This window comes from Mucilaginibacter sp. (genome assembly GCF_036383575.1).
GTDB lineage: Bacteria > Bacteroidota > Bacteroidia > Sphingobacteriales > Sphingobacteriaceae > Mucilaginibacter.
In genome coordinates, this window is record NZ_DASVOB010000015.1 from 1 (window position 1) to 10261 (window position 10261).

Here is a 10261-nt window from a genome sequence, read left to right on the forward strand (position 1 = left end):
AATCTAAAACTTCTTTAATTTAACAGTTCTTTCCCAAATTGTTCAAGCCGATGCACAGCCCGCAAAGCAGCTTCCAAGCTTTTACGAACAAATCCAGCGTCTACAGCAAGGCCTTTTTGCTGCAACATTTGTAAGGTCCCCTTAATAGTTGTCAGTGGTGTATTTAACTGGTGACTGGCGTAATTCTTGAAATCCCGCCCGATGTCCTTGCCGGCCATCCGGCTGCTGATATCATGTTGCAGGCCGATGAAATGAGTGAGCTCGCCATCGTCGCCCAGTACCGGTGATAGTATCAATTCATTCCAAAAGGAGCTGCCATCTTTTCTGTAGTTCCGGATAGGAACCGTACAGCCTTGCGCTGATTCGATGGCCTGGCGGATCGTTCCGACGCTTTGCTGATTTCTGTCATCGGCTTGTAGAAAACGGCAGTTTCGCCCGATGATCTCTTCCTTATCATATCCGGTCAGGCGCTCAAAAGCTGGGTTACAAAAAATTATGGGGTGATCCTGTAAACGGTGATCGGTGATGATCACACTGCTACCGGCCGCATTGACGGCATTAGCTAAAAGTACTATCTCGCTATTGGGCATGGGGTTCTTAGGTATCGTAAACTACCATTTTAACAAACAGTTCCAGAAATTGTTTAACCCGGCAGCGGAAAGCAAGACGTCCCAAACATTTTTACATTTAATTGGTTTAATAATCATACCACCTACCATACAGCGGATCGATTAAGCATCTACACTACTTACCCGGCACACGATATTTTAGGTTAATGATTTTAGTTTGAATAAACGCATTTTAATATTAGACGACCACCCGGTCATTTTGTAAGTAGTTACCGAGGCGCTAGCTTATGAGCAATTTGAAGTCCTCGATATCTCGTTAGGTAGCCAACTTTTTGACGCTGTAAGGGATTTTGAGCCGGACCTGATCCTGCTTGATTACAAATTAGCAGATACTAATGGCGGCGACTTGTGCCGGCAATTAAAACACACACCGGAATTCAGGCATATACCTGTGGTCATTTTTTCTGCTTATTTTACACCCGCTGACGCAGCAAATCCAGGCGGATGCGACGGGATTTTATATAAGCCCTTCGATCTCGAATCACTACTCACCACCGTTTACGGTTGCTTGGAAGGCAGTACGAATAAAACATCTTATTGACACCCTGGGATTTTTAAATCCTACGATTTAAATTGTCGCCTGAAGCAGCCTGAGAGCAGTCGATCGAATCAGGTAGTTTCTAAAGTGGTCAGTGTAGCGATGTCTTTTCTCCTCACTGAGGTAAAAATGTTGCTGGAAATCGATAACTTCAAAACTGAATTATCCGCCGGATATCACTTGCCATAGTTTGAGTTTTTAATCAGTTTATGTGAATCTGTCGAGGTATAATGAATGAGATCACCCCATTTCGGCGCAAGATCTGGCAGGCGATGGAAGAATATTAGCAGAATTCGCCCGTTATAACCCAGACATTAAATTACTTTTAATCCTGTAATTGCCGATTCTTAACGGTCTATTCTAACGGTAGTGGTACAAGCGCTTTCGATGGTCAGGTTTACCACCCGTTCACCCTTGGGAAGTGTGCGGTGGATCACGTTACGCGAGATAGTAATTAACTGGTTAGGCTTGAGTTCGACCGTCCGGTCTTCCAGCTCGATGACCAGTGTCCCTTCGATAATTAAAAAACATTCATCAGAGTCTGGATGCAGGTGCCAAAAATAAGGTTCAGTCATAACGGCCAATCGAACTACATGGTCATTCGTCAAAGCCACCGGGATATTTTTGTAGGCTTCGTAGGTCATCGCTTCTTTAGACAGGTCGACGACCGTTACATTGCTGGCTGGGATCATCTTTCAAAGGTACGCAATCTTTTTCCTATTGGTGGCCGAGCAAAATAAGCTGCGTTACCTTGGCTGTTCGCCTGGAATCCTGCGTTCAAAGATGTTTTAACATCGCAGTTTTTGGCGGGCAGGTTTTCAGTAGTTCCTTCATAAATCTAAATAAAATATTTGATTGCTTTTACCGTGTAGACGAAAAACAAAGACGTATTTCGGGCTGGGGCTGGGATTATACATATCTTCGGAAATCATTAAACTACGAAAGTTGATAACGATGAGAACCCAATTTTAGAGCAAACAATCCTTAGCCTATTTCGCATAATCATGATAATTGAATCCATGCTTGTTTTAACAAGAAGCAGAGAAAACTACCGAATAAGCCGCCGAATTAAAAAAATCAAAATGATCCGAAACTGAGTTAATACGTTATTTAAGCATAATAAATACCCGAAATTCAGTGTTTGGAAACAGTTTGGCGTTTTATCAGTTATTTCCTAAATGCCAATAATCAAGGATAAGCAGTCTACAACACCGACAGCGGTAAAGGCAGCACTATTGGGTAAATGCCCTAAATGTCGACGCGGCGACATGTTTGCGACGCCACCGTTCCGTTTATTTGGTCAAAAAATGAACGAACGATGTCCGCATTGTGGTTTTCACTTCGAAGTGGAACCTGGCTTTTTCTATGTTGCTATGTTTGTTAGCTACGCCATCAATGTGGCAATTATGGTAACATTTTCTATGGCAACTTATATCTTAACGCATAGTTCGAATCCCTGGGTGTACATTGCTGCCACATTAGTTCCAGCGTTTTTATTCGCACCCTTTACTTTCAGATATTCAAGGGTTATTTTATTATATTGGTTGACTCCAGGCGTTCATTTCGAGTCAGAACATGCCCGTGACGACTATCCCAATAAAAACCATACTTTGTAACTCTTGAGTTGAAAGGGTTAAGTAATAATGTAGATTTTTCGGAGCCGTTGATCAATACGTTCCAGTGAGGAGGTTCAAAGTGAACTTTGGGATCGGTCAAAACATTTGATCACATAACGGATGATGGCAAGGCGACAAAATATTTGGTGGGTACAGACGAGGCCAGTTCATTGTGGATGAACTCCCTCGGTTGCATCGAGATCAACCCCTGGTCCAGCAGGGCTAAAACCCCGAATAACCCGGATTACTGCGTGATCGACCTGAGTCCGGATAAACATACTTATGACCAGGTCGTGTAAGGGGCAAGGATCGTCAAGGGCGCCTCAAATGCTATTGATGTCCCAGGCTATCCCAAGACTTCAGGTTCCATGGGAATGCACATTTACATACCGCTGGTCAGAAAGTACAGTTACCTATAGTACCAGATTTTTGCAAATATCGTCGTCAAGCATGTGCATGAGCAGACCCTGGATTATACCAGTGTGGAACGCAGCATCCCCGTGCGTAACGGGAAAATGTACCTCGACTATTTACAGAACCGTCCCGGCGCTACAATTGCCGAACTTTTTTATGAAAACGATCCTGTTTTTGATTATCACTGAAACAATATAGATTCCACACTTATAGGCGTAATCGCTGGACAGTCAAATTGCCCCCTTGTCTTGTACTCATAATGTATCGATCGAAGGTATCGGGCAAAAAGGTATACAACTTGGCATTAAGATTTCCCAAACACTTGCCGCTTCTTTACGTGTTTTACCTCGTAGTTAAATCAGAACGTGGCCCCGAACATGCCATTGTGGGATTGTACCTGAAGCGCATGAACTGGCATACTTTTGGTTTGCGGAGTGTAAAAGCGATTATTCCGCATGGAATTGTTAAAGTTATTAGTCCTGTTGAGAGCAGGAATATTTTTTGAGGAAACCTATCAGGCAAATGAGTTGTCAGAGATTATACTTAACAGTACCGGAAAGCTCGTGGCAGGATCAACATTATTGCAGGTCTATGAATACACACCGACAAAACTGCCGCCGTCTTTGTATACAAAAGACGTATTAGCGATGTTCTGTGGGTATAAGGACTTTGATGACTTCACAAAGGAAATTACCTTTTGATCATGATCAGGAGCATTGATTGCGCCGGTCGCCGACACGTTTACAAATTTTTTTGTGCCCTTGATATGAAAGTGTTCGTATTCAGAGTATGAAATCTGGCAAAGTCTGCGAGCAAGTAAGATCGACGACTTTGACAATACAAACGATACATCGCCAGAAGCTGTATTCCCCAGGGTATAATGCAGATAAAATGTATATATTCGAGAAAACTTATACCCAAATTGAAACGGCGTTATTGAGTTGATGTTGCAAGACCTGCTGTTAATCCCCCAAAATTTAGAAGTTGATGCTTTCGACCTCGTGGATCAAGATATTAGTCCACACTACATGAAGATGGTATAAAGGGGCCAGAACGACGGGCGTGATGAAAGCACAGTCGCCAGTCGTCAAATGGAGAATCCCCGGTTTCCAATGTTCGTTCAAACGTCGATAAAGCCTTTGCTAAATTTACCGCATTTGGTGCCTCATGATGAGCTGGAACAATTATTTAAAGGCTATGGTTATAGCCCGATATTTGTTGAAGGATCAGATCCTGAATTTATGCACCAGGCTATGGCGCCAGCTTAGAAAGCGATACACTACCTCAAGCAAATCAAATATAATGCCGCAGAACACCCCGGAATGGAGAGGCCGAAATGGCCGATGGTTATTCTTCGGTCACCCAAAGGCTGGACAGGGCCTGAAATAGTCGACAGTAAACAAATAGAGGGTACATTCCGCTCACATCAAATCCCGCTTACGGTTTCATCAGCATCCGGAAATCATTTACAAATGCTTGAAAGCTGGATGAAAAGCTATAGGCCCGAGGTGCTATTTGATGTAAATGGCAGGTTGAAGAAGGAGATTGCGGAGATAGCACCGAAGGGCAACCGGCGAATGGGGGCAAATCCTCATGCTAATGGTGGACTTTTATTGAAAGAACTGCGTCTTCCCGATTTTCAGCAATACGCGGTTGACGTATCGGGCCCGGGCGTTGCGGGTGATGTACATGTATCGGGGCGTTTTTTGCGGGACGTTATATCGCTTAACCCTGAAAACTTCAGAGTTTTTGGTCCAGATGAAACGGTTTCTAATAAACTGGCAGCTGTGTTTGAAGTCACCAACAGACAATGGAATGCCGATGTTAATTCAAATGACGAATACCTGGCCGCAACAGGAAGGGTAATGGAAATGCTGAGCGAACATCAATGCGAAGGCTGGCTGGACGGATAACTGCTTACCGGCAGGCATGGCCTGTTTAACTGCTATGAAGCATTTATCCATATTGTAGATTCGATGTTTAATCAGCATGCCAAATGGTTCAAAATGACCAGCGAGATCCCATGGCGAAGAAAGATAGCGTCATTAAATATCCTACTTACATCTACCGTTTGGCGTCAGGATTATAACGGTTTTACCCACCAGGATCCGGGTTTTATAGATCACGTGATCAACAAAAAATCAGAAATTGTGAGAGTTTATTTACCGCCCGATTATAATTGCCTGTTATCTGTAATGGATCATTGCCTGCGAAGTAGCCATTACGTAAATGTTATGGTGGCCGGGAAACATCCTTCTCCTCAATGGTTGAATATGACCGATGCTGTAGATCATTGTACTAGAGGAATAGGATTTGGGACTGGGCGAATAATGATCAGGGCTGCGATCCGGATGTAGTAATGACGTGTTGGGGAGATATCCCTACCCTGGAAACACTTGCGGCGGTATCCATTTTAAGGGAACACCTGCCGGATTTAAAAATAAGGGTTATAAACGTAGTTGACCTTTTGAAGCTCGAAAGGCAATCAAGGCATCCCCATGGCCTGAGTGATCATGATTTTGACGCGCTATTTACTACCAATAAACCGGTGATTTTTGCATTTCATGGATATCCATGGCTTATTCACCGGCTTACCTATAACCGCACCAATACAATAATATTCACGTACGGGGATATAAGGAGGAGGGTACAATAACCACGTCATTTGATATGACTGTTTTAAATGAAATGGATAGGTTTCATCTTGCTATTGATGTTACAGACCGTGTGGCTACCATTGGTAGCAAAGGCACATATTTAAAGCAGAGGCTAATGGATAAGTTAGTTGAGCATAAACGATTTATCTGTGCTCATGGCGAAGATATGCCCGAGATAAGGAACTGGCAATGGAAAGTAAATCATAAAAAACTGCAAAATGTTTTCGTGAAAACATTTTGCAGGAAAAATGACGGCACCTCCTGCTAATTTTGAGTCTGGTCAATTATTTTTTAAGGGGCTATCCTGAAGCGCTGACAGTTATATATAAGTTAAAAATCACATCTGTTTTTGAGTTAAATCCCTCTTCTGTTTTACAGGATTTTATAAATTGCAAATCATCTGAAAACGATTCCTTTACTAACCAATTTTGCCTATAATCCTCGATGGACACTAGGGGCCGTAACGGAAAACCAGATTCGTCAGGTAAACAAGCTAGCCCATCCAAAGTCTTTTTAGGCACGGGAATTGATTTAACAGTGACCGTTAAAAACACAGTAGGTGTTTGGTTAAATCAATCAATATTTTATTATAAATAAACATGTTTGTCCCGGAACCGTCTATTTTTGAGCTCATTTTTAAGCAGTCGCTGGCTCCATCTTTGATCTTGAAAGCAAATGCGCCTGAATTTACAGTGATTGCCCAAAACCGGGAACACCAGATCTCCATGTTTGGAGCAGAGATTGATATGACGGGCAAAACCGCGTATCAGCTCTTGGTGACTGATGAAGATGACTCCGAATTACAGGAGTCGTATGCAGCACTTGCAAATGCGTTCAATGAAGCTATCGAACAAAAAGTCATTGTCAAGCTACCGGCAGTCAAGTCTTTGGTAAAAGATCCTGATGGCTTGCGCACCCGAAGCGTATGGCGACAAATAGAAGTGGTGCCGATTACAGATGATTCGGGGGTAATTAAGTACCTGGTTTGTCCGTCCTATGATATTTCCAAACAGGTTTGGCTCGAAGCCGCCCGCAAAGATGGCTTAAACAAAGAAAGTGATCTGACTGAAGAGCTGGCGGCCTCTAACGAAGAACTCAGCGCTACAAATGAGGAACTGAGCGCTTCAAATGAAGAGCTGCGTCAGAGTCAGGAAAGTCTCGCAGAAAGTAACATGGAATTGGAAAATCGGGTAGAGCAGCGTACACATGCCCTTGCTGAAAGTGAATCCCGTTTTCGTACCATGGTGGAACAATCTCCGGTTCCGATGCTCGTCACCATGGGGGAAACCATGATCTTTGATATCGTTAATCAACCGATGCTTGACCTGATCGGAAAGAACGCTGCTGTTATCGGCATGCCCTGGCATGAGGCTATGCCCGAACTGGAAGGGCAGGATATCATGCGGCAATTATTAGAAACTCATGATGCCGGGGAAAGTTGGGAAGGCAGCGAGGTACCTATCATGATCTATAAAAGCGGTTCGCCTGTACTTGGCTTTTATAACATCAGTTATAAACCGCTAACAGAAAACGGCAAAACGATCGGGATGCTCCAATCTGCTATTGATGTAACCGACCTGGTTAAATCAAGGTTGCTGGTTGAAGAATTGAACCGGGAGCAGCAAACGGCCAACGCAGAATTAGCCGCCATTAATGAAGAGCTGCACACCACCAATGACGAGCTTGCCCGGACACAGGAAAGTCTGGAAAACCTGGTTGTTGAACTGGCAGAAAGTGAACAGCAACTGGCTCAGATTATTAATATCCTGCCTGCCTCCGTAGTGGTGATCCGCGGGCAGGACCTCATTGCCGAAACAATTAATAACACGAATTTAGTTTATTGGAACAAAACCAAGGGCCAGGTTATCGGCAAGCCACTGCTGGAAATCTTACCCGAACTGGCCAGCCAGGCGTTTCCCGATCAGCTCAGGCACGTTATGGCTACAGGCGAAGTCATTGATGTTAAAGAGAGTCCGGTTCTGTTGACCAATGATGACGGCAGTCTCCGGGAATCATTTGTAGATTATACTTACCAGCCTCTTGCAGATAGCCATGGACAGTTTTCCCGCGTATTAGTCATGTCTTTTGAGATCACCGACCGGGTTCTATCCCGAAAGTTGCTGGAACAATATTCGGAAGAGACACAGGCCCTGAACGAAGAATTAACTGCGTCCAATGAAGAGCTGGCGGCAGTAAATGAAGAATTGCTCACCGCCCAGCAATCCATTGAGGAGGCGCGGACCGCTTTACGGTTAGCTATTGATGCCGCGGAATTCGGTACCTGGTTCATCCACTCCGTTACGCGGGAGTTTGTTACGGATGCCAGATTGAAAGAATTATTCGGTTACTATCCTGATGAAGAACTAAGTATAGAGCAGGCATTAGCGCAAATTACGGAGGATTACCGCAGTAGTGTAGCAACCGCCCTGGAGAATGCGATCTATCATAACGGAGATTATGATGTAACTTATCCTGTTATCGGCCTGCATGACCAGCAATTACGCTGGCTTAGGGCAATCGGGAACTTAAAAGTAGACCCATCCGGAGCTTATTCGGTTTTCACCGGCGTGGTGATGGATATTACTGAACAGGTACTATCATCGGAAAAGATCAGGGATGCGCAAGAAACACTGCGAATGGCCATAGCCTCCGGCGAGCTGGCAACCTGGCGGCTGGATGAAAGCTTAGGTCAGATCACTGCATCTCCGAGATTTAACGAATTGTTCGGCTTTTTGCCGGATGAAGAAGTCCCATATTCTGCCGCCATTACCCAGATCTTGCCAGATTACAGGGATATGGTAAACGATGCCGTATCAGCGGCGTTTACGAGCGGTGCGCATTTTAATGTGGAATATCCTATCACTGGGTTTCACGACGGCAAAAAGCGCTGGATCAGGTCAGTGGGGAAATTTGTTGCCGACGAAAAAAACGGAAACTATATTACGGGGATTATGGCTGATATCACCGAGCAAAAGACAGATGAGATCAGGAAAAACTCTTTTATTGCGATGGTCAGCCATGAACTGAAAACACCTTTAACATCGCTTAATGGTTATCTCCAGATGTTGCAGCTGAAAGCAAGAAAGGCAGAAGATACGTTTACTACCGGCGCGCTTGATCAATCGGTGAAACAGGTAAAGCGCATGACAACCATGATCAATGGTTTTTTAAATGTATCCCGCCTGGAATCAGGTAAGATCTATATAGATAAGCAGCGATTCGATATGGCGGATTTGATCAAAGAAATGGCCGAAGAAACTATGACCTTGTATTCAGGTCACCGATTCATTTTTCATCCGGTAGAGCCAACGCTGGTTAATGCTGACCATGATAAAATAGGGCAGGTAATCAATAACTTTATCAGTAATGCGGTAAAGTACTCCAAAACGGATACAACCATACAGATTTCATGTATCCAGGTTAATGGCTTTACGCAGGTAAGCGTTACTGACGAAGGTATGGGTATTAATAAAGATGACATAGTAAAGCTGTTTGAACGTTACTACCGGGTGGATAACAACAATAAAATTTCAGGTTTTGGGATTGGTTTATATTTAAGTGCAGAAATTATCGAACGGCACCAGGGTAAGATTTGGGCGGAAAGCGAACCTGGCAAAGGTTCCGTATTTTATTTTACCCTGCCACTCGCTATATAATTAACAGAAAATCAAACATTAACGTAGTGGCAGAGTTGTTACATTGAGGACAAGATATTTAGCCCTTGGACGGAATGGAAAAGGAGAAATATAAACTGTGCCTGTATATAGCCGGGCAGACGCAAAAATCACAAAATGCAATTGAAAACCTGCAAAACTATTGCAGGGAACATTTGGAAGACAATTATATCATCGAGATTATTGACCTGATACAACATCCGCACTTGGCAGAAGGTGAACAGATCATCGCCATTCCTACATTAATCAAAAAGCTGCCCGACCCCATACGTATCCTGGTAGGTGACTTAAAAGATAAAGAGAAATTTCTGGTCGGATTGAACCTGGTACGGCAATAAAATCAAAAATTATGAACGATAGTAATTTAAAACGTTTCAAAGAGGCCCAAACACGCGATTATGATATCGCACTGGCCGAAATCAAAGCTGGCCGAAAACGCAGTCATTGGATGTGGTATATCTTTCCGCAAATAGCCGGATTAGGTACAACCGATACCTCCAGGCACTATGCCATCAAGGATGTTACGGAGGCTACCGATTTACTGATGGAACAGGAGCTTGGATTACGACTGACTAATATTTGCAAAGCGCTGCTGCAACTGGAAACTAATAATGCGCAGGAAATATTTGGTAGTCCGGATGACCTGAAACTTAAATCATCCATGACGCTGTTTGATGCTGCACCGGCCACGTTTCCTGTTTTTGGGCAGGTATTGGATAAATTCTATAATGGC

The 10261-nt window shown here is 43.7% G+C and carries 7 protein-coding genes and 4 pseudogenes; 9 read left to right on the forward strand and 2 right to left on the reverse strand.

Going from position 1 to position 10261, the window contains the following annotated elements; all coding sequences use genetic code 11:
- Positions 1-14: 14 nt before the first annotated feature.
- A complete protein-coding gene (locus tag VF500_RS00455) occupies positions 15-590 on the reverse strand; it encodes a PAS domain-containing protein (RefSeq protein ID WP_330857791.1) in 576 nt (191 codons plus the stop codon).
- A 259-nt stretch (positions 591-849) separates the two neighbouring features.
- Here VF500_RS00455 and VF500_RS31750 point away from each other — a divergent pair.
- A pseudogene (locus VF500_RS31750) lies at positions 850-1170 on the forward strand (response regulator); the annotation flags it as partial.
- Between the two features lie 344 nt (positions 1171-1514).
- Here the strand turns inward: VF500_RS31750 and VF500_RS00460 are convergent.
- Positions 1515-1859, reverse strand: coding sequence for a cupin domain-containing protein (locus VF500_RS00460; RefSeq protein ID WP_330857792.1), 345 nt, complete (start codon positions 1857-1859; stop codon positions 1515-1517).
- Between the two features lie 486 nt (positions 1860-2345).
- Between VF500_RS00460 and VF500_RS00465 the strand changes: the two genes are divergently transcribed.
- The 8 genes and pseudogenes from VF500_RS00465 to VF500_RS00500 all read left to right on the forward strand — a co-directional run.
- Positions 2346-2783, forward strand: coding sequence for a DUF983 domain-containing protein (locus VF500_RS00465; RefSeq protein ID WP_330857793.1), 438 nt, complete (start codon positions 2346-2348; stop codon positions 2781-2783).
- Positions 2784-2869: 86 nt separating this feature from the next.
- Positions 2870-3385, forward strand: a pseudogene (locus tag VF500_RS00470) (hypothetical protein).
- Between the two features lie 110 nt (positions 3386-3495).
- Positions 3496-3702, forward strand: coding sequence for a hypothetical protein (locus VF500_RS00475; protein WP_330857794.1), 207 nt, complete (start codon positions 3496-3498; stop codon positions 3700-3702).
- A 607-nt stretch (positions 3703-4309) separates the two neighbouring features.
- Positions 4310-5554 (forward strand): annotated as a pseudogene (locus tag VF500_RS00480) (hypothetical protein).
- Positions 5555-5556: 2 nt separating this feature from the next.
- A pseudogene (locus VF500_RS00485) lies at positions 5557-6122 on the forward strand (hypothetical protein).
- A gap of 331 nt (positions 6123-6453) precedes the next feature.
- The gene (locus tag VF500_RS00490) at positions 6454-9510 is read left to right on the forward strand and encodes an ATP-binding protein (protein ID WP_330857795.1); all 3057 of its coding nucleotides are present in this window, start codon (positions 6454-6456) and stop codon (positions 9508-9510) included.
- Positions 9511-9584: 74 nt separating this feature from the next.
- Positions 9585-9866, forward strand: a complete 282-nt coding sequence (locus VF500_RS00495) for a circadian clock KaiB family protein (protein WP_330857796.1) — start codon at positions 9585-9587, stop codon at positions 9864-9866.
- 11 nt (positions 9867-9877) lie between these two features.
- Positions 9878-10261, forward strand: a 384-nt coding sequence (locus VF500_RS00500) for a DUF1810 domain-containing protein (protein WP_330857797.1), incomplete at its 3' end; no start/stop codon positions are given.